Below are 24776 nucleotides of genomic sequence, written 5' to 3' on the forward strand. Positions count from 1 at the left end.
GTCCTGTCCTAATGCTGACGGCGAGTGATGAAATCTGCCAGGGCCAACAGCGGCTCTGCCCGCGATCCATAGGGGCGCAACGTTTCCTTGGCCGATTGAATCAGCTCCTCGGCTTTTTGCCGGGAGGCCTCTAGGCCCAACAAGCTGGGATAGGTGGCTTTGGCGGCAGCTTGATCCTTTCCTGCCGTTTTGCCCAGTTGCTCGCTGGTGGCGGTGATGTCCAAAATGTCGTCCACAATCTGAAAGGCCAAGCCAATATCGCGGGCGTAGCGGCTCAGGCGGTCCAGCAGCTCCTCATCTCCCCCCGCCAGGATCCCTCCCGAAACCACCGAGACTTCCAATAGAGCGCCGGTCTTGTGGCTGTGAATGTACTCCAGAGTTTCCAGGGAAATGGCTTTGCCCTCCGACTCCAGATCCACCACCTGTCCCCCCACCAAACCGGTTGCCGCCACAGCATGGCCAATGCGGGCGATCACCTGTAACACCAACTGCGGCGGTACCCCCTGAGTTTGGCTAGCAATGTGCTCAAAGGCAAAAGCCAGCAGAGCATCTCCCGCCAAGATGGCAATGTCTTCGCCGAACACCTTGTGGTTGGTGGGTTTGCCGCGGCGAAAGTCGTCATTGTCCATGGCCGGCAGATCGTCATGGATCAGCGACATGGTGTGGATCATTTCCAGGGCACAGGCGGTAGGCAGAGCCTGCTCCACAGTGCCGCCGGCCAACTCGCAAGCAGCCAGACAGAGGATGGGCCTGAGGCGCTTCCCCCCTGCCAATAGGCTGTAGCGCATCGCCTCGTAAATGCGCTCCGGATAGGCGGGAACCAAAGCTGCAGAGAGAGCTTCTTCCACCTGTTGCTGACGCTGGCTCAGGTAGGCTTTCAGGTTAAAGGTTTGGGCAACCAAGCGGGGTTTCCTCTCAACTCGGCAATGGGGGGATCCTTGTCGAGCCGTTCTTCAACAGACTTGTCAGGTGTCATTATCTCATGTCCACTTTAATTGGGGATCCCAGCCCAGAGGCCAAAAGGGTAAGAAGTAACAGCAAGTTGCAGCCGATGAAGAAACTGCAGGGATCCTGAGCCGCCAACTTGCGGTTGCTGTCGCCACAATGTCAGGATTCATAAGGATCTTTAGCCGGATTGCCCTCCTATGTCCCACTCGCCTGTTCAGCTCAGCGCCACCTCCTCCACCGCCAGCGGTGCGGAGCACTTGGGTGACCGTTTGCTGCGGGCGGCCCGAGGGGAAGTGCTGGATCGCCCTCCAGTTTGGATGATGCGCCAGGCGGGTCGCTACATGGCGGCCTACCGCGAGCTGCAAAGCAAGTACACCTTTAAGCAGCGTTGCGAGATCCCGGAGCTGGCCGTCGAGATCTCGTTGCAACCGTTTCGGGCCTTTGCCCCTGATGGGGTGATCCTGTTCAGCGATATCCTCACCCCCCTTGAGGGCATGGGCATCCCCTTTGAGCTGGTGGAGCATCAGGGGCCAATCATCGACCCGCCGATTCGTTCCCAAGCCCAAATTGAACGCATCCGCCTCCTGGAACCGGAAGAAAGTCTGCCCTTTATCAAGACCATTCTCAGCACCCTGCGCCGCGAGGTGGAAGGAAAAGCAACGCTGCTGGGATTTGTCGGCTCCCCCTGGACTCTGGCCTGCTATGCCGTGGAAGGGCGCAGCTCCAAAGATTACGCCCACATCAAGAGCTTGGCCTTTACACAGCCGCCATTGCTGCATCAGTTGCTGAGTAAGCTGGCCGACAGCATTGCCCGCTACGTGATCTACCAGATCGAGTGCGGCGCCCAGGTGGTGCAGTTGTTCGATACTTGGGCCGGCCAGCTCAGCCCAGCCGATTACGAGTGTTGGGCCTTGCCCTACCAAAAGCAAATTGTGGATCAGGTGAAAGCTCGGTATCCGCAGGTGCCGCTGATCCTCTACATCAACGGCAGCGCCGCTTTGCTGGAGCGAGTGGGCAAAGCCGGCATCGACGTGTTCAGCCTCGATTGGATGAGCGATATGGCAGAGGCCAGGGCCCGCCTGGGATCCCTGGCGGTGCAGGGCAATCTGGATCCGATGGTGTTGCTGGGATCCCCGGAGTTCATCCGGCAGCGCACCCTAGAGGTGATTCGAAAAGCCGGATCCCGTGGGCATATCATGAACCTGGGCCACGGCATTCACCAAAGCACTCCAGAGGCCAATGTCCATTACTTTTTCGAGACGGTGCGCCAGTCGGCAGAGCTCCTAAAAGCCCTCTAGCCCAACAGGCAGTGGGAACCCCTCTTCCCTGAGGTGTTTTTGCTCAAGGGCTGTACAGCCATCCCTAGGGATCCCCGGTGTACATCAGCGTCATCATTCCCACCTACAACCGCCGTCCCATTTTGGAGCAGTGTCTGCGGGCCCTGGCGCAGCAGCAGCCCGGCCCCTACGAGGGCTACGAGGTGGTGGTGGTGGACGATGGCTCCACCGATGGCACAGTGGAATGGCTGCAGAACAACCCCGTTGGCTTGCCCCAGTGGAAACTGTTGCAGCAGGAGCACCGCGGCCCCGCCGCTGCCCGCAACCTGGGGTTTCGCCACGCCCAGGGATCCCTCATCGTCTTTATCGACAGCGACCTGGTGGTGGTGGATCACTTCTTGGCCAGCCACGCCCAGATGCTGCGGCGGCACGGCGTTACAGGGGATCCCCGCTCCCCCCATGAGGCCAAGGTCTTCACCTACGGGCGGGTGATCAACACGAGCAATTTTCAGGATCCCCGCTCCGAACCCTTCAAGCCCACCGATTTTTCGGCAGCCTTTTTCGCCACCGGCAACGTGGCCATTGCCCGCCATTGGTTGGAGCTGGCCTGCGAAACCCCCGCCGGCCCCTTTGACGAGCGGTTTCACCTCTACGGCTGGGAAGACCTGGAGCTGGGGGTGCGGCTAAAACGTTTGGGCCTGCGCCTGGTCAAGTGCCCCCAGGCCACCGGCTACCACTGGCATCCGCCCTTTGAGCTGCAGCAGATCCCAGGATTGATTGAGCGGGAACGGCAGCGGGGCCGCATGGGCATTCTCTTTTACCAAAAACACCCCACCTGGGCCGTGCGCCTGATGATCCAACTGACGCCCCTGCACCAATTCCTGTGGGGCCTTTTATCCCTGGGGGGCTGGCTGAACGAGAAGCGGGTGGAACCGCTGCTGCGCTGGTTGATCCGGCATGGCCGCTCGCAGTTGGCCTTGGAGCTGTGCCGGATTTTTTTCCTCAACTGGTACAACGTGCAGGCCGTTTACGAAGGCTACAGAGCGATGAAGGCGCGAAATAAGGGGATCCACTCGGCTTGAGCTGCCACCAGGGCGGGGTAAGTGAGTCGGCCATAATCCTTGCCGGGAATGAGAGGCTGGCCGGGATCCGGATCGGCACAGCTCAGGGGTTCCCAAACGGCGCCGGCCCCCTTGACAATGGCCCACACTGCCGCCACATCCCAGATCTTGGGCGAGCGTTCTACCGCCCCCAAAAGGCTGCCACCGGCCACCGCCAGCAGGTTGTAGGCAGCGCCCCCCAACATCCGCGCTTTGCAAGGGAATTGCGGGCTAATCCAATGGCTGCTGCGGGAACAGAAATTGAACAATTGGTTGGGGCCGGGTGAGGCGGTGCTAGGACGGATTGGCTGGGGACAGGCGGGATCCCGGTCGTGGCGGGTGAGAAAAGCTCCTGCTGCTGCATCCCCAGGAAACCGAGGCCAATAACCGTAAAAAGTCTGGCGGATGGGCGGCAGATGGACACAGCCAAACACCGGCACGCCCCAATGCAGCAAAGCCAAGGAGCTGCCCCAAATGGGGATCCCACGGGCAAAATTGGTGGTGCCATCCAAAGGATCCACTACCCAACACCACTCCTTCTCGGGAAAAATGTGGTTGGATTCCTCGCTCAGATAACCGTGATCGGGGTAGGCAGCGGCAATGGCCCCTTGAAAAGCGCGATCCGCCCACTGGTCAGAAGAGGTTACCAAGCTGCCGTCGGCTTTTAAGGACTCCGTCCCGCTGGCGCGAACCGTAGGGTGGGCCTGGCCAAAGTCTGCCAAGAGCTGGGATCCCACGCTGGCCGTAGCCTGCAAGGCAAACTCGGTAACCTCCAGCCAGAAAGGGGATAGAGCAGCAGTTGCAGAAGGAGCACTCATGCCCCAATCCTAGCGGGATCCCTGGCTTTTGGGGTGGAAAAGGGGTCGCAATGGCAGCGGATCCCTCACAAGCAGGTTCTAGGCCCATAAGCTGAATAGAATCAAATCATAGGTAAACTCCCCAGCTGGCCACCCTCCTCCATGAACCAGCGCCTGATTGGACAACTGATTGGCAACCGCTACCGGCTGACCCGCCACATCAGCGAGGGTGGCTACGGCAATGTGTTCGAGGCGGTGGATACCCAGCTCAATGACGAGCTGGTGGCCGTCAAGTTGTTGCGCCCGCCGCCCCCGGACATGGGCCCAGAGTACTACCAGCAACTGCAGCAACGCTTCATGGATGAGGCCAGGGTCAGCGCTCTGTTGGGCGAGCACCCCAACATCGTGCAGGTGCGCTCTTACGGCCTGTACCAAAACCAGCCCTATCTGGTGATGGAGTACCTGAATGCCAAACCCTACAGCGGCCAGGGGTTGGACTATGTGCTGGCTCGGGAAGGCCCCCTGCACCCAGAGCGAGTGGTGAACTTGGCTCTGCAAATTTGCTCTGCCCTGCACCACGCCCACAACTTTCAGATGGATCTGGGCAAGCACTCCATTCGCGGCGTCATCCACCGCGACATTAAACCCAGCAACATCTTTGTGCAGAAAGGGCCCGATGGGAAAGAGCGGGTCAAGATCCTGGACTTCGGCATTTCCAAGCTCATGGGGGAGACCTCTCGTGGCCTGACGCAGACGGGCTATTTTTTGGGCACGATGGTCTATGCCTCGCCCGAGCAAATGCGCGGAGAAAAGCTGGATGGCCGCTCCGACATCTATTCCCTGGGGGTGGTGCTGTACGAGCTGTTAACTGGTGCGTTGCCCTTCGAGCCGGATACCGACACCTTGCAAGGCTGGTACCACGTCCACAACTTTCAAAAGCCCCGCCCTTTTCAAGACCATCCGCTGCCCCACCCCATCCCTGAGGCCCTAGAAAAGGTGGTGCTGCGTTGCTTGGAGAAAGACCCTGCCCTTCGCCCGGCCACCATGGAGGAGCTGGCCCAGCAGCTCCGAGCCGTCTATGGGGACAAGATCCCGCCTCCCCCTCAAAAGGCTCCTCTGCAGCGGATCCCTGCCGGCTTTGGCCAGCAAGCCACCCAGCAGAGCCGAGCCGCCCCTGTTTCGGAAGCTAAGGAAGAAGAGCTGCAGCGGGCGGTGCGTTTGATCGAGGCAGGCGAATACAAAATGGCTGTCCACCTGCTTAACAAGCTGATCCAGAGTGCCCCCAACGAAGCCCGCTACTACCTATACCGCGGCCTGGCCCACCAGCGGCAGGGCCATTGGGGCCTTGCCCAGATGGACTATCAAGGAGTGCTGCGGCTGGAGCCGGGTAACCCCTCGGCAGAACAGGGGCTGCGCGAGGTCGAACAGCAGGTCGGCCAGGAACAGGTTAGCCCCCACCAGAAGCCCACCCTCCCCACCTCAGGCAAGCCCCGCCAGAGCAAAGGATTGGCCCTGGGCTGGCTCCTGGCCAATTGGGCGGCGGCTGGGATCGGCTATCTGGGGCTGGGGGCGGCAGCTCCCCTGCTGGCTGCTTTGGGTTCGCTCCAAGGAGCGGTGGCCGGGGCCGGCCTTGGCTTCCTGATGGGGCTGCTGCAGTGGCTGGTGTTGCGGCGGCAGGTTTCGGTGGGATGGGTGGCTGCAACTTTGCTGGCCACGGCTTTGGGCTGGGCGGCGGCGGATTTCCTCGCTCCCCAGGTGGGGGTGGCAACCTCTGCTTTTAACCCGACGGATCCCTGGCTCCAAAATGTCTTGCAGGCAATGGGAGATGCGCTGCGCGGTTTGCTGGTGGGGGTCGGCGTTGGTGGGCTGCAATGGGCCTTGTGGTCTCAGCGCTGGAAAGGTAGCCGGGCTTGGATCTTGGCGGCAGTTGCCGAAGGGGCAGGATCGGCTCTGTTGATGGGTTGGCTGCTGGACAATACTACCTTGAACAGTTGGCTGCTGCTGATCGTGGGGCTACTGGCCAACACGCGCCCCCTTAGCGCAATGGTGCTTTTGAATTTGCGCCGGATCCCTACTGTTCAAAATCAACAACAAGCCTCTTAGGCCCCAGGGATCCCATCTGAGTTCTCTCTCTCAAGAAGAGGGAAAGACAGGAATCAAAACCGCTCATTATTTTTCTCACGATTTTTCTCACGGTTACCGGGGAGCGCCGTGAGATCCCCAGCTCAGAGCTACGCGACTGGTTGTAGGGAGTAGAGTCGTTTGAGCTACTGAGAAAAGCCCTATGGCCCTGTGCATGCAACGTTTTGGGTGTGGGCCACTGTCCTGGCCTAAATTTCAAGAGGGCAAGGATGCACGCTATAGAGGAACTTTCTAGCGGAGCTATTGCACCGGCTAGTGTCTCATTGCCATTTGAATTGACTATAAGTGCTGCTGCAAAACCACGAACCAGAATCCTCGCCCGGCGAGTATGTTATGACTCTGAGCTGGAAGCTGTTTTCGAGTAAAACTCACGCATTTCTGTAAACCACTCCAATCGCGAGGGATCCCAGGTGTAGAACATGTGTCCGCCGCGATAATGACGTAGGGTGAGGTTGGCCTTCAACCGCGGATCCAACTTCATCAAATCCACCAGGTGATTCGAGGCAAAGTAGGGCGTGACCAGGTCGTAAAAGCCATGATGAATGCTCACCCGCATGTGGGGGTTGAGGGCCATGCTGCTGCGCAGCTCGTCCATTGCCCCGATGAATCCTTGCTTAAACTCTCCTTTTGGGGTGAACCGCCAGGACTTGAACACCTCCAGGTTCAGTAGGTGATAGGTCAACTCCGTTTCCACCTGCAAGGTCTCTCGCAAGTGGCTGTTGATGGCTGCCGTGAACAGGCGATCGATCCCATCCAAGGTGGGATCGGATCCCTCGAAGGTAGGCCGATCCGGAAAGGGATCCACCGTGGTTACAGAAGCATCGTAGAGCCCCAGCACCAGTCGCTGCGACCGCAACAGCTCGCGGGCAAAACTGGCGATATCGATCCGCCCGCCTTTGTGGGCTACATATTCTGGAGATAGGCCGATCCCTGCTGCCATTTCCTGATACACCGCTTGCCGTTCTGCCTCTGGCATTGCCTCCCCCATGGCCAAGAGGGGCAGCAGACGTTGTCGGGCAAAGTGTTCTGCTTTGGGCAGCAGGATCTGCAAATCCTCCCCCCAGCCACACCGTCCATGATGGGCTGCTGTGGCCACATAGGAAGGGAAAAGGGCTGCCCAGGTGCTGAGGTTGTAATCGTTGGTCTCCAGCAACCCAAACTCAATCGCAGGCGAGATGAGAATGGCCCCCGACAGGCCCACGCCAAACTTGGATTGCAGCTCCTTGGCCAGCCGCGCCACCCGAAACCCACCGTAACTCTCGCCGGCAATGAAAATGGGGGAGAGCCAGCGTTTGTATCGGGAAAGAAAGCCCTGAATGAATTCTCCCAAGGATTGCAAATCCCGCTCCACATCCCAGAAGGGCGATTCCTTAGGAGGCTCCTCCGCCTTAGCATCCGGCTGAGGGGGCTTGGATGCCGGATCGGATTTCTCCCGGGAATCTTTGGGGTCTTGAGAATCCTTGGGCAGGGCGCGGCTGAACCCCGTCCCCACCGGATCGACAAAGACCAGGTCGGAAAAGGGCAACCAACTTTCGGCATTGTCCACCAGCCGCACCGGGGAGGGGGGCAAACTGCCGTTGGGCCCGAAGCAAATCCGTTTGGGCCCCAGCGCTCCCATGTGCAGGTAGGCAGAAGCTGCCCCAGGCCCACCGTTGAACACAAAAGTGAGAGGGCGGTGCTGAGAGGCGGAGTCTTGCTTTAGATAGGCGACGTGAAAGATCTCGGCCACCGGCTTTTCCCGCTGGAAAAGGGTCTGCCAACCGGCCAGCGCTCTGTAGGTAAAGCTCTCCTCTCCAGCCGTAAACCTGTGCTCGGTGGAGGAGAGGGGGGAAGTGGGCTTAGATTCAGTAGCCATGAAAACAGGGATCCGCAGTCTGATCCCCAGTGAATCACAAGTTGCCGACCCTCAACACTCCCAGAGGAATCTCCAAACGGCACCTCACAAAGTCAGCGGAGCTTCCAAAGTTAGATTGAAAGATTGGCCGGGGCGCAGCACCACCACCTGCGGAGCGGTAACATTGCCCACCACCACTCCGGTCACGGCACCTCCCAGGACATTGCCCACCGAGACTCCGCCCGTGATCGCCCCCAAAATGGCTCCCGCGGCTGCCCCAATGGCTGCATCCTGAGCGATGGCCTCAGCCGAATACTGACGGGGATCCTTTTCGTCGTGGAGGATGTTGGAGGAAGCCCGCAGGCTGTAGGTACGACCGCCGAGAACAATGGAAGTGCCGACAAAGCGGGATCCGCCCGGTGCAGGTTCCATCTGTCCAAAAATGCGGCTACCCGCCGGGATCACCAAGCGCCCCTGGCTGTCAAAAATGTTCTGAGTAACGGCCACTTCCAGGGGATAGACGGTGTCGGGATAAAAGTATTGCGGCCCTTCGCTACTCAGGCTGCCGACCGGGATAATCGTCCCCTGCTCAAGGCGGTAGGCACCCAATTCAAAAAGCGGCTGAGCCGAACTGGGCAAGGGGGCCAACGCAGGGATCCCGGCCAGGCCAATAAGGGCTGCTGTTAAGATAGCTTTCATGAGTAGAGTCTCCAATGCTTCTCCAATCCAAGTTCTGCGGAGTTCTCAGCAGTTGCCTGAAGCTGTTCCAGGTCAATTTGCTTCCTTATCTCAACTTCTCTCCGCTTCTAGGTTACCGAATCCTTCCTAGGGCTTGTTTTCCCCCACAAGTAGATTTGTCTTCAACTGTTGGCAGTTTGGGTGGCCATCCTGCAGCACAACTTCTCTCAGAAATGCTGGAAGGCTTGTTGACGGCTGAGGGCCTGCCCGTCCTTCAGCCAGACGGTTCCCTGCGGATCCCAGCCTGTCACTTCTCCAATCCAAACGGCCCCCGGCAATCTTTCCAACAGATGCTTGGCCACCGACACCTCGGCACTGAGGAGCAGCTCAAAATCTTCGCCTCCATAGAGCGCCCATTCCAAGGCTTGGGCCGGAAAAGCCTGCCGCAAAGCTTTTGAAATCGGGATCCGCTCCACGGCAATCCTTGCCTCCACCCCACTGGCCTGACACACCTGCACCAGGGCATCTGCCAAACCGTCGCTGGTATCCATACCGGCAACGCGCAAGGGATCCGGGATCCCTTCCAAGAGGGGCACCAGATCCAGGCGCGGGCGTGGGTATTGGTGAGCCCTGATCAACTGCTCGCGCTCGGCCGCCGTAGCTGAGGATCCCTGTTCAGGATGGAGAAGCAGCTCCAAGCCTGCCCGCGCATCTCCGTGGGGCCCTGTTACCACCAGCCAATCGCCGGGTTGAGCCCGTCTGCGCTGAATGGCCCGCCCCGGCTGCACCGATCCCAGGGCCGTGATTGCCACAAATCGATGCGGCGACCGACACAGATCCCCTCCCACCAGTTGGCATTCCCAGCGGGCGCAACAGTCCCGCATCCCTTGATAAAGCTCCTCCACCCAAGCAACCGGCGTGGAGCCCGGCAAGCCCAAACCCACCACCAACGCCTGCGGACGGGATCCCATCGCGGCCAGATCCGACAGATTGGCGGCCACCGCGCGCCAGCCCACCGCATGGGCCGGGGTCGTCAGATCGCTGAAGTGAACTCCCTCCACCAACACATCGGTTGTCACCACCAACTGCCCCTCCGGAGCAGCTAACACCGCCGCATCGTCTCCCACCACCTGGGCCGGACAGTAGCGCTGCACGATCTGCAGCAGCCCTGCCTCCCCAATTGCCGAGATGGGTAGGGGGGAAGGATTGCCGTTTTGTGGGGAAGAACTGTCAGAAAGACCGGAGAACAAGACAGACCTCTGAGGGTAGCGAGGATAACACAGCTGCAAGATCTGGTGGATGCTGGAGTCTTGTTGGATATTTCCAAGGATCCCGCCTGCACGCCACAGGCAAGCTGGAGAATTCTACCCCGCCGCCCGCTGTCCAATTAGGGCATAGAAGGGATCCCCGCCTCCGCCTGCCCAAAAGCCCAGCCAACCCATAGGGGCAGGCCGCTGGATCACTTTCACCACCGCAAACCCCGGCACTGACTCAAAATAGCGCCTGACCAACTCCACCCGCCCCGCCTCGGAGTTGTCCCGCCAAGCCTGGATCGCCTTCTGGAAAAACATGCGATTGGAGAAGCTGACGATGAACAGGCCCTGGGGCTTTAGGATGCGATACACCTCTGCAAACACCTGCTCTGGCTGCTGCAGATATTGCACCGAGACCGTGTTTAGCACCGCGTCGAAGGATTGATCAGGGAAGGGCAGACTTGGGTTTTGGTTCAAGTTTTGGATGAAGAAGTGATCCAGCCGGGGGTTGGCCGCCAGTTCCTCAGGGTTCATCCCATGCCCCTCCACATGGGCAAACTCCATCTCAGGTGGCAAATGGGAGACCCAACTGCTCATCAGATCGAGAATGCGGGTCTGGGGCCGCAAATGCTCGCGGTATAGATCGGTGAGCTGGCCGATGAAGCCAGAATCCACATGAGTCACGAAGCGAGGATAGCTGTAAAAGAGGGCATCGTCGCTGGGATCCAACTTGGAGCGCTGCCAATCCTTGAGCACCACCATGGCCAAACGGTTGCAAATCTTAATCAAAGCTAACATTTTGGAAGCTTCGGAAAAGGGGTGGGCGTGATACCTTAGCAGAGCAACAGTGGCCATTTCGCGAAGGACTCTTTGCCGTGATGTCTGTGTCTCACCCCTCTTCAGCGGCTCCTTCTTCTTCTGGGTCTAACTTTGGCCTGCGGGAGTACGTAACCGAACTGCAGCTCCACATGGCTCTGCAGGCTCGCAGCCTTACTCCTTCTCTCAGCGTTTCCCCAGCCCAGGACAGCCCCCTGGCTCTGGTGCAGCGGGCACAGGCAGCTATGGAGAAGTCCGTTTCCCGCCAGTGGCTTTGAGCGGCACAGCCTGGGCAGAGATGCTCAGGCCAAGCTTTTGCGCAACACCCCCTGCACCAGTAGAACCGACACCCCCACAAACCCCGTCAAAAGGCCCAGGGATCCCGCCAGGGTGAGATCGCCCCAGGGAGCCTGCAGCACCACATCGGCCCAGCTCCAATGGCTGCTGCGGTAGACATGGCGAATGGGCTCGATGGCAAAGGTGAGGGGGTTGAGGCTGGCCACCCAACGCAGCCAGGTGGGCATAAAGCTCAGGGGAGCCAAGGCCGTGCTGGAAAAGATCAGGGGCAAGTTGACCAAAAAGATGAAAGCCAGCAATTGCTGGTGCCCCGGCATGGCAAAGGCCAAGCCCAAGCTCAGGGCCGTGAAGCCCAAGACCAACAGGCCCACGATCAAGGCCACCACCGCCAAGCCTGGCCCGTCGGGGATCCCGGCCCCAAGGGCGTAATCTGCCCCCACAATCACCGCCGTCTGCAGCAGCGCCAAGCTGACGATGAACAGGCTAGAGGCGAGAACAATGGAAAAACGAGAGGTGAGGGGAGCCACCAACAGCCGGTTCAAAAAGCCAAATTCTCGGTCGAAAATCACCGGCACCCCAGCATTCAAGGCTCCACCAAAAGCCGTAAACACAATGACTCCCGCCCCCAAAAACTGGGTGTAGTTTTGTCCGGCCCCGAAAATGCCGGCAGGAGCATTCTGAAACAAAGCCCCAAACAAAATTAGCCAGAGCAACGGCTGGATAATGCCAACCAGCAAGGTTGTGGGGCGACGCTTCAGTTGGATAAACAAGCGGCGCGTGAGGGCGAAGGTCTCCTGCCAAAAGTCAGCCGTCAAAAGGGGGATCGGGTTGGGTTGAACCGAGGAAGAGGCAGAGTTCATACCAAAGCTCCTGTAGGGTTGCGATCAATCAATCCATTCCAAATCCATCTACCAAATACCTCGATGTGCCTTTGTACAGGGATCAATGGGGCTCGAGCATGAGGGGATGAAGTTACTTTTTCTTTTTGCCCAGATTGGCCTCGGCAGCGGCCAGCTCCGCATCCATCAGGGTTTGCCCGGTTGCCGCCAAATACACATCATCCAAGCTGGGACGAGACTGGGTGCTGCTGAACACCTCTAGCCCATGAGCCTGCAAGTGGGCGCGAATCTGGCTGAGGGGATCCTCCCCATTCCGCTGCACCACCAGGTTCAGGGCGTTGCCCTGGGCGCTGTTGATCACCACCTTCTGGACAAAGGGCAGGGATCCCAGCAGTTGGGCACCCCGTTGGGCCAGTTCCGCCGGGGCAAATTCCTGCAGCTTGACGGTGATGCGCTCGCCGCCGACGCGGGTTTTCAGCTCCTCGGGGGTTCCCTCGGCAATCACCTTGCCCCGGTCGATGATGGCCACCCGATCCGCCAGCAGGTCGATCTCCTCCAGGTAGTGGCTGCTGAGCACCACTGTGATCCCTGTGTTCTTGAGTTGGCGCAAAAAATCCCAGATGGCCAGCCGACTGGGAATGTCCAGGCCCACCGTGGGCTCGTCCAAGACCAGCACCTGGGGTTGATGGAGCAGTCCTGCCGCCAGATCCAAGCGTTTGCGCAGCCCGCCGGAGTAGGTACCGATGAGTTGGTCGGCGCGGTCGGTCAGCCCCAGCAGTTCCAGGACGGCAACGATTCGCTCTTGAGCCAAGGGGCGAGGCAGGTGGTGGAGATCGGCCTGCAACTGCAACAATTCTCGCCCGGTCAGCACCTTATCCAAAGCCACCTCTTGGGCAACAAACCCCAGTTTTTCTCGTACCGCTTTGGGGTTTTCGCTGGCTGGGATCCCGTACACCTCTATCCGGCCTGAGTCGGGACGGAGCAAGGTGCAGAGGCAATGCAAAGTGGTGGTCTTGCCCGCTCCATTGGGGCCGAGAATGCCGTAGATCTGGCCGGGTTCCACCTGAAACGAGACGTCCGCCACGGCCACTGTGGATCCGTAGCGCTTTTGAAGTTGCTCTACCAAGACCGCAGGAGTATCTGACATGGGTATCCACATCTCGCTTCCTCTAGGCTATCAAGCCTGTTCGGGAGATGAGGCCAGGGATCGCCACCATTTCTTGCTCGTTGCCGCCAGCCCCCTAGGGATGGTGGGAGCTGAACCGAGGCTCACGGTATAGTGGTTCAGGCGAATCCGATGAGTGCAGAGGGATCCCCGCCCATCCTCAACTCAGTCCGGTTGGGTTTAACCCTCGCCAAGGTGTCTGTTGTGGAGAGGAGATGAATGCTGAAGCCAAAGCATGCCTGCCGGCCCCTGCTGCCGACTTGTGGGAGCTCGGATTCCCCTATCGAAAAAGGATGCTCTGTTGTAGCTTATACAGCCTTGGCCATTTTAGCGCTTGGCTTGGTCGGTTGCGGCGAGGGAACAACTCCTCTGGGCCCCCTGGAAAATGTCTTCCTGCGGGCGGATGATTTTGAAATCACAGGAGGATCCCCGGCAGCGGGCGCAGTGGGGCCCTACCTACAGTTCAACATGCGGCGGCAGCGGGATAACCAAATCCTAAATCGCCCCCTTAATGTCTATGTGGACAATGCCGGGCTGGCAGAAAGGCGGAATCCCCTTTTGGATAACCAAAACCGTCCTATTCTCTTACAGCGCTCGGTGGCCTTCTTGGGCAATGGGCTGGATCTGAACAGAGATGGCCAGCCGGATCTGCCCCCCAAAGAACCCCCCAACTTCACCAGTGGCCCGCTGCTGCCCTACACCCCGCCCAATCAGTGGCAAAGCCGGGCTGCCCTTGCCTATGTCCCCGGACAGGCCAATATCCCCGGACGGGGCCCCAGCGACCGCTTTGGCATCTACTTTTCTTCCATCCTGCCCTACACCGGGCAGCTTCGCTTTCGCGCCCGCGACGAGCTGGGCAATGCCTTTGCCCGCACCTTTGAGGTCACCTACCCGCCGGCAGCCAGCCGCGCCACGGTCACGGTTACCTTGGCCAACCTCACCGCCACTGCCCAAGAGCCGGTTCTCATTGCCATTTGTAACCAGTTGGGAGCTGCTGCCGTGGTGGGCCTGCGGAGTGGCACGTTCACCGAGCTGGTGGATCTCCTGCCGGCCCCAGGGCTGCCGGTGGATCCCACCTTGAGCGAGCCCATCCGCTATGTGGCCGAGGCTTATCAATTTAACCGCGATCGAGCCGTCATCCGCGTTTCCCAGAATCCCACGGATCCCAGCCGCATGAGCGTTCCTCTACTGGGATTTGAAGGGACAACCGGTCGGGCAGATCTGACGCTGGTGAACTCTGTAGGGGATCGGCTTACCTGCTTCAACGATCGGCTTTCGGATCTGCGGGATACGTTTTCTGACTTTTTCAGATAGTCAATTCAAATAGCAATGAGACACTGGCCAGTAGAATAGTCCGACTCGCAAAAGCAGGCCTTGTCACTTCATCAACAGAAGTTCCTCCATCTGCATGCATCCTTGCCCTCTTGAAAGCACTGCGGTCGCTTCAAACTAGATTGAGACGCTCCCCAAGCGTTCCGCGCTGCTTTTACCGACTCCCATACCCTTCCCTTCCGCTGTATGACCGGCTTTGTACGTCTGTGGGTCTGCTCCCTTCCTGGACATGCCCTACGACTCTCTCTCAGGTCAAGGCTTCTTTCTGAGGTCTACTGGCATGCCATCCTACCTGTAACGTCATCTCATCCTCAACTGAATTGACCATAGATCTGGAATCGTTTTACTGATGTGCGAAGCAACTATACTTGCAATGTCGTGAAAGCGGCTCAACCGACAAAACCTCAGGGCAGATGCTGCAAGGCCAGCGCCAACTGTTCGTACTCTGCCAAACGGTTGTAGACCTGGGCCGAGATGCGTACCCAAAGCTGCCCGGCGAAGGGGATGATCGGAACCTCAATGCGGTACTTGTACCAGAGGTAATCGTGAAGCCGACGGGCGCGCTCCTCAAGAGGCAGCTCAGGGATCCACTGCTGCCAAAATGGCGGCAAGGGTAGGGTGGCCATAAAGCCCAACATCTTTTCGGGGGCGGGCGGGATCCCCTCAAGAGCCTCCAAGAGCAACTGCCGCGCCTGCAGCAGCAGAGTGTGGTTGTGCTGACGGATGTTGTCCAGTCCCACCCCTTGGATAAACGCCAGGGCTGCTGAAATGGCCAACCAAGCGCTGGGATCCCGTGTGCCCACCCAGTCGAACTCCGCTGTGAACCCTTGCCTATAGCCGTGGGAGATCACCGTAGGATGAGTTTGGGCCTGTCGATAGGGGGCCACCCACAAAAAGGCACAGCCTTTCGGGGCAAACAGCCACTTGTGGGCATTGCCGGTGTACCAATCGGCTCCTAGCTTTTCCAACTCCAAGGGGAGAACCCCAGGGGCATGGGCGCCATCCACCAAAACCGGGATCCCGCGCTCCCGACAGAGGCCGATCAGCTCAGGCAGGGGGTAGATCAGAGCCGTAGGCGAGGTGAGGTGATCCAACACCGCCAGGCGAGTTTGGGGAGTGAGGATGGCCTCGAAGGCCGCGATAACCTGCTCTGGCCCCGCAATGGGGAAAGGGATCTGCGCCTCAACTGGGATGGCTCCCCACTGGGCATAGATGTACTGCAATGCCTGACGAACGGCCCCGTAACCGTGATTGGTGCAGGCGATCTGATCCTCTGGCCGGAACCGCAGCGAGCGCAAAACGGCATTGACCCCGCTGGTGGCATTTTCCACAAACACCAAATTTTCGGGTTCGGCCCCGACGAAATGGGCCAGTTCTGCTGCCGCCGCCCGCAAGGCTCGAGGAAGTTCCTCTCCCATAAACTGCACCGGCTGAGCCTCCAGGCGTTCCCGCCATACACTCTGGGCTTGCAACACCTTTTTCGGGGTCGCGCCGTAGGAGCCGTGATTCAAAAAAACGGCTTGCGGATCCAGTTCCCACAAGGAGCGTTCGCAAAGTGGCGCACAAGCACTGAGGGCAGCGCCAAAGTGGGGAGAATCGGATCCCAGGTTGGAGAAGAAAGGCATGGTTCACTCCCTCTGTCCCTGGACGATGCAGGAAAAAGATGGGGGAATTGCTGCGATCTGCATGAAGGGTTTGCTCAGAAATCCGAAGATATCAACACCTATCAACACCGCTGATGTGGAGACCAATGGCATCTCGACTGAATGTCAGAACCTAAGGCTCTTTGAGACGGATTCTCTTAGGTTGATCTATTGGCCGTCACCCAATTCTGGGCCGAGATCCGAGAGAGGGGCAATTTTGCTGAGCTTGATTTTAGGGTTGCTGGCAGCAAATTGCTGTAAAGTCCACTCGTTCTTAAACAGAAGAACGGGCCTGTCTTGAATGTCTTTAACAACTAGGGTGTTAAACAAGCTGGGAATATTCTCCAGCGCCTTCCAGCCATTCTCGACCCAGCGAGCCAGTGTGTAGGGCAACATCTCCAGTCGGGTTTCGACGTTGTATTCACTTTCAAGGCGATACTGCAAAACCTCAAACTGCAACTGGCCCACCGCTGCCACAATCGGATCCCGTTTGGAATCGTCGATAGAGTACATGATTTGTACAGCCCCTTCTTCCCGCAGTTCCGCTACCCCTTTCTGGAACTGCTTAAACTTGGAAGGATTGGGATTCTTCAAGTAGGCAAACAGCTCAGGAGAAAAGCTAGGGATCCCGGCGTAGCGCAGCTTCGGGCCGGTGTAGATGGTATCCCCAATGGTGAAGATGCCGGGATTATTCAGGCCGATCACATCCCCAGGGTAAGCTTCATCGATGGAGATGCGCTCTTGAGCAAACAACTTCTGGGGATAAGATAGGCGAATGGGACGATTGAGGCGGGCATGGTTGACCACCATATCCTTCTCAAACTTGCCGGAACAGATGCGCACAAAAGCAACGCGATCCCGATGGCGGGGATCCATGTTGGCCTGCAGTTTAAAGACGAAGCCCGTAAACTCAGGATGTTCGGGCGGGATCAGTCCGGCAGTGCTCTCGTGAGGCATTGGCGGTAAGGAATACTCCAAAAACGCATTGAGAAAAAGCTCCACCCCAAAATTGGTCATGGCGCTGCCGAAAAAGACCGGGGTTTGTTTGCCGGAATGCACTTGTTTTAGATCCAAGCTGGGCATGAGACCATCCAGCAGTTCCAGCTCTTCCTTGAATTGGTAATACAAGTCCTTGTCGATCAACTCCTCAATTTGCGGATCCCCAAGTTTAATGACGGTATCTTGAACTCTTAGCCGCCCCCCAGATACCCGCTCAAAGAAATGAAACTCCTGAGTTCGGCGGTCAAATAGCGCAGTAAACCGCTCGCCTGAGCCAATTGGCCAGTTGACAGGATAGGGCTTGAGGCCCAGTTCTGTCTCAATTTCATCCATCAGCTCCAAGGGATCCCGACTTGGGCGATCCATCTTGTTGATAAAGGTAAAAATCGGCAGCCCCCGCATCTGACACACTTCAAACAGCTTGCGGGTCTGGGTTTCCAACCCTTTGCCGGCATCTTCCAGCATCACGGCATTGTCAGCCGCTGCCAGGGTGCGATAGGTGTCTTCGCTGAAGTCCTGGTGGCCGGGAGTATCCAGCAGATTGAGACGAATGTTGCGGTAATCAAATTGCAGGACGGTAGAGGTGATGGAAATACCCCGCTGCTTTTCCAGTTCCATCCAGTCGGAAGTGGCCCGCTTTTGCGCCCGACGGGCCTTCACAGCTCCCGCTTCTTGAATGGCCCCCCCGTACAACAGCAGCTTTTCGGTGAGGGTGGTCTTCCCCGCATCGGGATGGGAAATAATGGCAAAGGTGCGCCGTTGCTCTACAGCTTTGGCCAAATCAAGTTCTTTCATCAACTGTTGCCGCTCCACTACAACCTGGTCGCCTTAAAGAAGATTCCGCCGCGATGTTGTCCCCTAAAGGATGGGAGAAATACGGAGAAGGAAAAAATAGAAAATCAGTGGGAAATACGCTTGAGAATAATGAGGTTGGGTTGCCGCCAGGTAGCGAGGGGGAGAGAGCACAGGCCGAAAAGCGCGAAAAGCCAACAGAACCATTTTGACCCTAGCACAGGAACAGGGATCCCTGTTGTCTGGCATACTGGCGGAGATCTTGAGGGGGAATTTCCCAGGCCAACCGGCCAGAACTCAAAGCAGATGCTGCTCGTTGTTGTTGCGCAACGCTGACGTGAAGAGCAGTTGCTCAATCGTGGCAATGGTGAAGTTTTGGCTGATCACCAGCCGCTCGACGCGAATGCGGTGGGCTTGCAGGAGGCAATCTTGCTGCAAGGGCTTGGGCAATTGTTCCCAATGATCCAGCAGGACTTCCAGCAAAATCTCGCCCGGTAGCCCGGTGGCGCTTTCCAGGGATCCCAGCTTTTCTACCCTCTCGGCAGACCATTTGAGGGTAAGCTTTTGCAGGCCCAGTTGTGCATCCAGAGCCTCGCGGGGATCCGACTGGGCACCCTGCCCATTGGGGGTGCCATTGCGGCGAACCCCATTGTCGGTGCAAGCAGTAGCAGGGGGCAAAAGCTCGGCTGGCTTTTCAGTTGGCAGCGAAGTATTGGCCCATTTGGCCGGACTGACCTGGGGTGGGGAGACAACCCTTTCCACCTGGACCGGAGCGGGCGACAAGTTGGACAAGGGATCCGCATCCCGAGAAGGAGCTTCAGGTGTGGAGAGCACACTGGCCAGGAGAGGCATCCGTCCTGCCTCTGGTGGGGTTGTGGCAACCTGGCACAGAGGGGACGAGGCGGCGGCAGATGGATCGGGCTCAACATCTAATGCCGCAGGGTGAGGCAGATCCAGGGAATCCGTTCCCCTGTTGTCCTCTGGACGGTGCGGAGCCTCAACGCCATCGGCAGCCGTAGGTGCAGGTTCCATCGGCTCTGGCTGCTTATTCACCCCCATGCGCGAGAGCAGATCCGCCTTGGTGGGGCCGGTGGGCAATTTTTTTTTGGGAGGCTTCTTGGCAGTAGCCATGTTAGCGGGCCTCCAGCACAGCCTTGAGGATCTCGCGATAAGGTTGGGCCAGGAGATCTTCCCCCGCCTCCGCCAAGGACCAGCCCATGCTGTTGGTTTGCTGAACGACCGTACTTTGCCGCACCGGCGTAAAAATGGGGATCCCTTGCATCATTTCCGCCAAGGCTTCCACCGCGGCCCGCGACATTTTGGTGCGGTTGTTGCCCACCCACTGTTCCCGTGTGGGGAGCACCCCCAAAAACTTGGGCACATGAAAATCCAGCTCTTCCAATTCTTTCAACAGCACCAGGGTACTTAGGGCCCCCATCACCCCCTTTTGGGTACATTCCGTCGGCACCACCAGCAGATCGGCACTGAGAATGCTGTTGTAGGTGAGCAACCCTTTCGAGGGGGGGCTGTCGATGACCAAAAAGTCATACTCCGGCAAAATCGGTCGCAAAGCCCGCTTCAAAAACAGCTCCCGCCCCGGCTCCATCACGATCGCATCCATAGCCCGCGAGAGACTGTAATCGCTGGGGGCCAACCACAGCCGCTCCTGGCGATCCTCATTCAACGGCGGACGGATAATCTCCCGAATGTGAACCCGATCCGCCCCCGGCAAAATCGTCTCGGCAATGGTGGCCGACTCCGACAGATCCGTCCAGCCCATCCACTGGCTTAAGTTGCCCTGCGGATCAAAGTCAACGGCCAGCGTCTTGCCATGCTCGGCCAACATGATGGCCAGGTTGAGGGCGGCTGTGGTCTTTCCGGATCCCCCACTCAAACAGGCAACGGTGATGACAAGCGCCGTTCTGCCAGACATGAGTTATCCCCTCGTAGCCCATCCCCTAACACTATAGCTAGGGTTAAGCAATAGTGTTCACACTTCAGATAGGGATCCCGCCGCTGGGAATGGCCTACAGGGATCCATCCGCTGGGAGCTGAGCTTCCTCAGTTCTTTTCGATCCTCGGATTGAATTCTCAGAGGGAAGACACAAACCGGTGCAGCCGCTGCAGCCCTTTTTCGAGGGTGGTGCGGTCGGCAGCGTAGGAAAGGCGAATGTAGGAATCTGCCCCAAAGGCTACCCCCGGCACAGCAGCCACGTGGTGTTCCTTGAGCAGCTGCCGGCAAAACTCCACCGAACTTAACCCGGTTTGGCCGATGTTGACAAACACATAAAATGCGCCCTCCGGCTCCGGGCAAGTCACCCCCGGCAAGGTGCGGATCCCGTCCAGCATCAGATCTCGCCGCTGCCAGAATTCTTGGCGCATTTTTTCCACAGCCGCTGCCGATAGGGGGCTGGTCAGGGCTTCCAGAGCACCGTACTGGGCGAAGGTGCAGACATTGGAGGTGCTGTGGCTTTGCAGGTTGATGGCCGCCTCAATGATGGGCTTGGGCCCGGCCAAGTAGCCCACCCGCCAGCCGGTCATGGCGTAAGCTTTGGCGAAGCCACTGCTGAGAATCAGGCGCGGCATCAAGTCAGGGCAAAGGGATCCCAGGCTGATGTGGCGGGCTTGTCCATAAACCAGCTTTTCGTAGATCTCGTCGCAGATCACGTACAGATGGGGGGCGGAGAGGATCACCTCTGCCAGAGCTGCCAGCTCGTGCTGGTGGTAAACGGCTCCGGTGGGGTTGGCCGGCGAGTTGAGAATCAGCAGCTTGCTGCGGGGGGTGAGGGCCTGGCGCAGTTGGGCGGCGGTGAGCTTGAACCCCTGGGCCTCTTCCGTCTGCACCTGCACAACCTTTGCCCCTGCCAAAATGGCAATTTCGGGGTAGCTGACCCAGTAGGGAACAGGCAGGATCACTTCATCGCCGGGATCCAGCAGCACCATGGCCAGGTTAAACAGGGTTTGCTTGCCGCCGTTGCTGATCAGGATTTGGTCGTGGCTGAACTGCAGGCCGTTTTCCTGCCGCAGCTTATCGGCCACTGCTTGGCGAAGGGCGGGGATCCCAGCGGTGGGGCCGTAGCGGGTTTTGCCCTCTTCCAGAGCACGGATGGCCGCGGCCCGAATGTGGTCAGGTGTATCGAAATCCGGCTCGCCTGCGCTCAAGCTACACACATCCAGCCCCTCTGCCTGCATGGCTTTAGCCAGAGCCGAAATGGATAGCGTGGGGGAAGGGGATAGATGGGCGACCCGTTGGGACAAGCCGGCAGCAGACACCATCGGTTGGGAAGCTCTTTGTTTTATTTTAAGGTTCTCAAGCAGGGCCAATCTAGATAGCTAGGCTACTGCGGTCAACAGGCGGGTACCATCCACCAACAGCAGTTTGTTGCCCTCTCGCTCTGCCAACAGATCCCAAAACTCGCCCGCCACAGCTCCGGGCAAGAACCCTTCCAAGCGCAATTGCAGAGGAGCAAATTGCTTGGTTCCCTGGGGCTTGCGCCGCACGGTCACCTCAACAAAGCCATCGTGGGGCTCGACAATGCCGCGGATGTTAAAGCCTTCCTCTGTGTCCTCAGGGGCAGGCAAAAACGGTTCTTCTTCCCACTCTGGGTCTTGCTCCTCTTCCGGCAGGGCCAGGATGCGGATGATGCTCAAGCCCAAAGCCCCCCCTGAACGCGGCTGCGGCTGCACGTAGTACCAGTAGGTATGGCCGCTCTTGATGCAGTGCTCGAAGGGGCCGAGAAGCTCGGCGCGTCCGGGGGTAGCCGGATATTCTGCTCCGTCAGAGGCAACCAAAATTGCCTGCGCATAAGTCTTGGGGATCGATTTCAGGGATCCCTTAATCAGGCCCAAAGCGCGGAACTGGTAGGGGTGGGCGGGAGGAGGCAATGGGTTCATGGCGGCCAGATCTTGGAAAGCCAGGGAAGTAGAGTCCATCATCTTATCCTATGGCGATCCTCAGATTGGAATATCCAGGGCTTTCCTCAGCATCGCCTCCAGCTCATCGCCCTGCCGACTTGCGCACCGCGATCAAGCTGCTGGTGGTGCCCAGAAAAACCCCCATCCCCAACAACATCGACGGCAAGAGCCAAAACTCCAGTTGGCTGCGATCTGCCTGCATCACCTTGAGGAAGGGCAAGGCAATCAACTGCTCCAGCAGCTCCTGCAGCAACTGCTGGGATCCCAAGATCAATCCCCAAGCTCCCACTGCGCTGATCACCCCAAACAGGCACCCTTGCAAAATAAAGGGCAAGTAAATCCAGGCTGCCGTCGCCCCCACCAATTGCATCACCTCGATCTCCCGCCGCCGCGCCATGACGATGAGGCGAATGGTGGTGGTGATGACCGCCACCGCTGTCAGGGCCAACACGCCGGTAATGGTCAGGGATCCCAGCCGTAGCATGTCCTGGAGCTGGGCCAGTTGCTCCACAATGCGGTCGCCGTAGTAGACCTCATCCACCCCTTCCAGTTGGCGAATCTGCTCCGCCACTTCCCCCAAGGCTTCGGTGGAATCCGCCTTAACCCGCAGAGCATCCACCAAGGGGTTCTCCCCCAACTGGGTTTCCATGGCCGCCTCGTCTTGGATCCCCATTTCCAGCAAAAGGTTGCGCCAAGCCTGGTCTTTGGTGATGACCTTCACCTCGGCCACATGAGGCAGTTGGGCGACCTGGGGTTGCAGCTCCACCCCCTGCCGTTCCGGCTCCAAGTAGACGGAGATCTCCAGTTGTCCTCCCAGCGACTGCACCGTGGCATCCACGCCCCAGGACAGCTCAACGCCGATCCCCACCAAGAACAGCAACACCAGCAGGGTGCTCACAGCGGCCCAGTTCAGCCAGCCCCCCCGCCGCAACCCCAAAAAAGTCTCCTGTAGGAGATAGCGAATTTTATTGAGAAGTCGGGAGAGAGATTGCATGCTGTTCTCCATCCAACAATCAATGGGCTCAGACCCTTGCCCCCTGGAGCTCAACAGAGCCTGTGGAGAGCAAAATAGGGATCCCGGCAGCCCTCAGCGCAGATCATACAGGCGCCCTCCCTCCATGCGCACCACCCGGTGGCCGGCCCGCTCCACCAGATAGGGGTCATGGCTGGTCATGATGACGGTCACCCCAAAGGAATTGAGCCGCTCCAAAATCTGGAGAACCAAGAGCGAGTTTTCCGGATCCAGATTCCCCGTCGGCTCGTCCGCCAGCAGCAGCACCGGCATGTTGACAATGGCACGGGCCAGGCTGAGGCGCTGCTGTTCCCCCCCCGAAAGCTCATGGGGAAAGAGATCTCGCTTTTCGGTCAGCCCCACCATCTTTAGGGTCGGCCCGATGCGACGGCGGATTTCTGCGGGGGACAGCCCTTGGGCGCGCAGCACGAAGGCCACATTTTCTGCCAGGGTGCGGTTGGCCAAAAGGCGATAGTCTTGGAAGACCACCCCCAAGCGCCGCCGCAACATGGCCAGCGGACGCGGTGGGATGCGGTAGGGTCGCCGCCGCCCTTCAGAAGAAAAGAGACAGACTTGATCGACGATGACCGTGCCCTCGGTGGCCTGTTCCGCCCCGTAGAGTAGCCGCAGCAGGGTGGACTTGCCCGCCCCGGAGACCCCCGTTACGAACACGAACTCGCCGCGGCGCACCTCCAAGTTCACATCCTGAAAAATTAAGTTGCCGTTGGGAAAGACTTTGCTCACGCCCCGCAAGGACACCATGCTGGCCGGGGTTTCCAGGGATCCGGATTGGGTGCTGCTGTAAAAGCCCAGGGTGGCCTCTGGATGGGCTGGGGCAGGGGGATGAGGGGTCGGAGCCGTACCCGCCCAACGGTGTAAGCGAGGAGGATAGCCGATGTGCTGACCGATCACCATAGTAAGCGCCTAGACAGAGGAGGGAGAGAGCGCCGGCAGACTAGGGGCGCAAACGAGAAGAGGGATCCCACAGCACTCGCCAGACAAAGCTGGGCAGAGCTAACATGCGTCGCCAGCGCCAGGGTTCCTGATAGAGACGATACAACCATTCCAGGTGATGGTCACGCCACCAACGGGGCGCTCGCCGTTTTTGGCCGGCCCAAATGTCCAAGCTGCCCCCCACCCCCATCCAGATGGCTTGGGGCAAAAGGGGACGCCACTTTTGGATCCACAGCTCCTGCCGCGGGGATCCCAGCCCCACCCACACCAGTTGCGGTCGAAATTCCTGGAGAGCTTGCAGAAGCTCTTTTTCTTCCTCGCTAGAGAAGTAGCCGTGGTGGCCCCAGAGGGCCAAAGCAGGACACTGGGCTTGCCAATATCGAATCGCTGCCCGGTTGACTTCCGGCCTTCCCCCCACCAGGGCCAAGCGCCACCCCCGTTCTGCCGCCAACGGGATCAGGGCCTCTGCCAGCTCGATCCCCGGCACCCGCTGGACGCGGATCCCCTGCCGCCGCAGGGCCCACACCACCCCAATGCCATCGGGGATCACCAGCTCCGCCGCTTGCAGCACCTGGGCAAAGGCCAGATCCCGCTGCGCCTGCATGATCATTTCCGGGTTGCAGGTAACCACCTGAGCGCCCTGACCCTCCCGAATACGCGCCTCAATCCAGGTGGCGTAGCTCTGTAGGCTGGCCTCCGGCAGAGCAAGGTGCAGGTTCACGCCCAGAATCGCATGGATGGATAACGACACTACCGACCGAATGCTGGCCCCCACTGGAGCCGTTGGACACGCTTTTAAGATAGCCCGGACCTTCTCCCAGAGGGAGAGGGGAGTTCGAGGAGGCATTTCATGGCTATTTGACCACGAAAATCTCTTCCCTCAGGCATCCGCGGCGGCATCCACGGCGTATCTCCATCAGACCAGGCCAGAGGGAATTGCCCGACCCAGAGCAAGCCCCTGAAGGTTGGTTGCCATCTTTCGA

Annotated in this window: 22 protein-coding genes; 5 read left to right on the plus strand and 17 right to left on the minus strand. The window is 58.9% G+C overall.

The genetic code is table 11. The features are described 5' to 3' along the window. Positions 1–8 precede the first annotated feature (8 nt). Positions 9–902: a geranylgeranyl diphosphate synthase CrtE gene (crtE, locus tag ACVWY8_RS08895; protein WP_414350897.1), complete on the minus strand. Its 894-nt coding sequence runs from the start codon at positions 900–902 to the stop codon at positions 9–11. 243 nt (positions 903–1145) lie between these two features. On the opposite strand from crtE, the gene hemE reads away from it, so the two are divergent. Continuing rightward, entirely contained in the window at positions 1146–2246 is a 1101-nt protein-coding gene (hemE, locus tag ACVWY8_RS08900; RefSeq protein WP_457393960.1) for a uroporphyrinogen decarboxylase, read from the plus strand. Positions 2247–2323: 77 nt separating this feature from the next. Further along, positions 2324–3307 (plus strand): glycosyltransferase family 2 protein, encoded by a 984-nt coding sequence (locus tag ACVWY8_RS08905; protein WP_414356280.1) that lies wholly within the window; start codon positions 2324–2326, stop codon positions 3305–3307. On the opposite strand, the gene ACVWY8_RS08910 is transcribed toward ACVWY8_RS08905, so the two are convergent. Continuing rightward, a complete protein-coding gene (locus ACVWY8_RS08910) occupies positions 3262–4143 on the minus strand; it encodes an inositol monophosphatase family protein (RefSeq protein WP_011433458.1) in 882 nt (293 codons plus the stop codon). The two genes, ACVWY8_RS08905 and ACVWY8_RS08910, sit on opposite strands and share 46 nt — an antisense overlap. Before the next feature lie 141 nt (positions 4144–4284). Here ACVWY8_RS08910 and ACVWY8_RS08915 point away from each other — a divergent pair, with 141 nt between their 5' ends. Then, a complete protein-coding gene (locus ACVWY8_RS08915; RefSeq protein WP_457393957.1) occupies positions 4285–6225 on the plus strand; it encodes a protein kinase domain-containing protein in 1941 nt (646 codons plus the stop codon). A gap of 370 nt (positions 6226–6595) precedes the next feature. Here ACVWY8_RS08915 and ACVWY8_RS08920 read toward each other — a convergent pair whose 3' ends face one another. The 4 genes from ACVWY8_RS08920 to ACVWY8_RS08935 form a co-directional block, all read right to left on the minus strand. Continuing rightward, complete coding sequence (locus ACVWY8_RS08920) at positions 6596–8119, minus strand: S10 family peptidase (protein ID WP_414343926.1); 1524 nt, start codon at positions 8117–8119, stop codon at positions 6596–6598. Between the two features lie 84 nt (positions 8120–8203). Next, positions 8204–8797 (minus strand): hypothetical protein, encoded by a 594-nt coding sequence (locus ACVWY8_RS08925; RefSeq protein WP_457393955.1) that lies wholly within the window; start codon positions 8795–8797, stop codon positions 8204–8206. A gap of 206 nt (positions 8798–9003) precedes the next feature. Then, on the minus strand, positions 9004–10026 hold the full coding sequence (thiL, locus tag ACVWY8_RS08930) for a thiamine-phosphate kinase (RefSeq protein WP_414351227.1): 1023 nt from the start codon (positions 10024–10026) through the stop codon (positions 9004–9006). 114 nt (positions 10027–10140) lie between these two features. Then, positions 10141–10791, minus strand: coding sequence for a class I SAM-dependent methyltransferase (locus ACVWY8_RS08935; protein WP_457394098.1), 651 nt, complete (start codon positions 10789–10791; stop codon positions 10141–10143). A 116-nt stretch (positions 10792–10907) separates the two neighbouring features. Between ACVWY8_RS08935 and ACVWY8_RS08940 the strand changes: the two genes are divergently transcribed. Beyond that, complete coding sequence (locus ACVWY8_RS08940) at positions 10908–11123, plus strand: hypothetical protein (protein WP_011433464.1); 216 nt, start codon at positions 10908–10910, stop codon at positions 11121–11123. Between the two features lie 24 nt (positions 11124–11147). Here ACVWY8_RS08940 and ACVWY8_RS08945 read toward each other — a convergent pair whose 3' ends face one another. Beyond that, entirely contained in the window at positions 11148–12002 is an 855-nt protein-coding gene (locus ACVWY8_RS08945) for an ABC transporter permease (RefSeq protein WP_457393953.1), read from the minus strand. Between the two features lie 112 nt (positions 12003–12114). Then, positions 12115–13128 (minus strand): ATP-binding cassette domain-containing protein, encoded by a 1014-nt coding sequence (locus ACVWY8_RS08950; RefSeq protein ID WP_457393951.1) that lies wholly within the window; start codon positions 13126–13128, stop codon positions 12115–12117. A 336-nt stretch (positions 13129–13464) separates the two neighbouring features. Between ACVWY8_RS08950 and ACVWY8_RS08955 the strand changes: the two genes are divergently transcribed. Then, on the plus strand, positions 13465–14460 hold the full coding sequence (locus ACVWY8_RS08955) for a hypothetical protein (protein WP_457393948.1): 996 nt from the start codon (positions 13465–13467) through the stop codon (positions 14458–14460). Between the two features lie 422 nt (positions 14461–14882). Here the strand turns inward: ACVWY8_RS08955 and ACVWY8_RS08960 are convergent, their stop codons facing one another. From ACVWY8_RS08960 to ACVWY8_RS09000, 9 genes are all read right to left on the minus strand, one after another. Beyond that, complete coding sequence (locus ACVWY8_RS08960) at positions 14883–16019, minus strand: aminotransferase class V-fold PLP-dependent enzyme (RefSeq protein ID WP_457394095.1); 1137 nt, start codon at positions 16017–16019, stop codon at positions 14883–14885. A gap of 270 nt (positions 16020–16289) precedes the next feature. Beyond that, positions 16290–17915, minus strand: a complete 1626-nt coding sequence (locus ACVWY8_RS08965) for a peptide chain release factor 3 (RefSeq protein WP_457393946.1) — start codon at positions 17913–17915, stop codon at positions 16290–16292. Positions 17916–18209: 294 nt separating this feature from the next. Further along, positions 18210–19043: a hypothetical protein gene (locus ACVWY8_RS08970; protein WP_457393943.1), complete on the minus strand. Its 834-nt coding sequence runs from the start codon at positions 19041–19043 to the stop codon at positions 18210–18212. A 1-nt stretch (position 19044) separates the two neighbouring features. Further along, the gene (locus ACVWY8_RS08975; protein WP_414351212.1) at positions 19045–19845 is read right to left on the minus strand and encodes a ParA family protein; all 801 of its coding nucleotides are present in this window, start codon (positions 19843–19845) and stop codon (positions 19045–19047) included. Positions 19846–20003: 158 nt separating this feature from the next. Further along, positions 20004–21188: a pyridoxal phosphate-dependent aminotransferase gene (locus tag ACVWY8_RS08980; RefSeq protein ID WP_414351210.1), complete on the minus strand. Its 1185-nt coding sequence runs from the start codon at positions 21186–21188 to the stop codon at positions 20004–20006. A 57-nt stretch (positions 21189–21245) separates the two neighbouring features. After that, positions 21246–21848 carry a hypothetical protein gene (locus ACVWY8_RS08985; protein WP_414421531.1) on the minus strand — a complete coding sequence of 201 codons (603 nt, stop codon included), beginning with the start codon at positions 21846–21848 and terminating at the stop codon, positions 21246–21248. A gap of 61 nt (positions 21849–21909) precedes the next feature. After that, positions 21910–22821, minus strand: a complete 912-nt coding sequence (locus ACVWY8_RS08990; RefSeq protein ID WP_414373412.1) for a cell division protein FtsX — start codon at positions 22819–22821, stop codon at positions 21910–21912. A gap of 93 nt (positions 22822–22914) precedes the next feature. Continuing rightward, positions 22915–23601 carry a cell division ATP-binding protein FtsE gene (locus ACVWY8_RS08995; protein ID WP_457394092.1) on the minus strand — a complete coding sequence of 229 codons (687 nt, stop codon included), beginning with the start codon at positions 23599–23601 and terminating at the stop codon, positions 22915–22917. Between the two features lie 193 nt (positions 23602–23794). Continuing rightward, the gene (locus tag ACVWY8_RS09000) at positions 23795–24544 is read right to left on the minus strand and encodes a WecB/TagA/CpsF family glycosyltransferase (RefSeq protein WP_457397017.1); all 750 of its coding nucleotides are present in this window, start codon (positions 24542–24544) and stop codon (positions 23795–23797) included. Between the last annotated feature and the right edge of the window lie 232 nt (positions 24545–24776).

It is taken from the genome of Thermostichus sp. OS-CIW-32 (assembly GCF_054060415.1).

Coding starts and splice junctions, on each gene's coding strand:
- hemE (WP_457393960.1), top strand. CDS start 1,146: ATGTCCCACTCGCCTGTTCAGCTCAGCGCCACCTCCTCCACCGCCAGC.
- ACVWY8_RS08910 (WP_011433458.1), bottom strand. CDS start 4,143: ATGAGTGCTCCTTCTGCAACTGCTGCTCTATCCCCTTTCTGGCTGGAG.
- ACVWY8_RS08915 (WP_457393957.1), top strand. CDS start 4,285: ATGAACCAGCGCCTGATTGGACAACTGATTGGCAACCGCTACCGGCTG.
- ACVWY8_RS08920 (WP_414343926.1), bottom strand. CDS start 8,119: ATGGCTACTGAATCTAAGCCCACTTCCCCCCTCTCCTCCACCGAGCAC.
- ACVWY8_RS08925 (WP_457393955.1), bottom strand. CDS start 8,797: ATGAAAGCTATCTTAACAGCAGCCCTTATTGGCCTGGCCGGGATCCCT.
- ACVWY8_RS08935 (WP_457394098.1), bottom strand. CDS start 10,791: ATGGTGGTGCTCAAGGATTGGCAGCGCTCCAAGTTGGATCCCAGCGAC.
- ACVWY8_RS08940 (WP_011433464.1), top strand. CDS start 10,908: ATGTCTGTGTCTCACCCCTCTTCAGCGGCTCCTTCTTCTTCTGGGTCT.
- ACVWY8_RS08945 (WP_457393953.1), bottom strand. CDS start 12,002: ATGAACTCTGCCTCTTCCTCGGTTCAACCCAACCCGATCCCCCTTTTG.
- ACVWY8_RS08950 (WP_457393951.1), bottom strand. CDS start 13,128: ATGTCAGATACTCCTGCGGTCTTGGTAGAGCAACTTCAAAAGCGCTAC.
- ACVWY8_RS08965 (WP_457393946.1), bottom strand. CDS start 17,915: ATGAAAGAACTTGATTTGGCCAAAGCTGTAGAGCAACGGCGCACCTTT.
- ACVWY8_RS08970 (WP_457393943.1), bottom strand. CDS start 19,043: ATGGCTACTGCCAAGAAGCCTCCCAAAAAAAAATTGCCCACCGGCCCC.
- ACVWY8_RS08975 (WP_414351212.1), bottom strand. CDS start 19,845: ATGTCTGGCAGAACGGCGCTTGTCATCACCGTTGCCTGTTTGAGTGGG.
- ACVWY8_RS08980 (WP_414351210.1), bottom strand. CDS start 21,188: ATGGTGTCTGCTGCCGGCTTGTCCCAACGGGTCGCCCATCTATCCCCT.
- ACVWY8_RS08985 (WP_414421531.1), bottom strand. CDS start 21,848: ATGATGGACTCTACTTCCCTGGCTTTCCAAGATCTGGCCGCCATGAAC.
- ACVWY8_RS08990 (WP_414373412.1), bottom strand. CDS start 22,821: ATGCAATCTCTCTCCCGACTTCTCAATAAAATTCGCTATCTCCTACAG.
- ACVWY8_RS08995 (WP_457394092.1), bottom strand. CDS start 23,601: ATGGTGTCCTTGCGGGGCGTGAGCAAAGTCTTTCCCAACGGCAACTTA.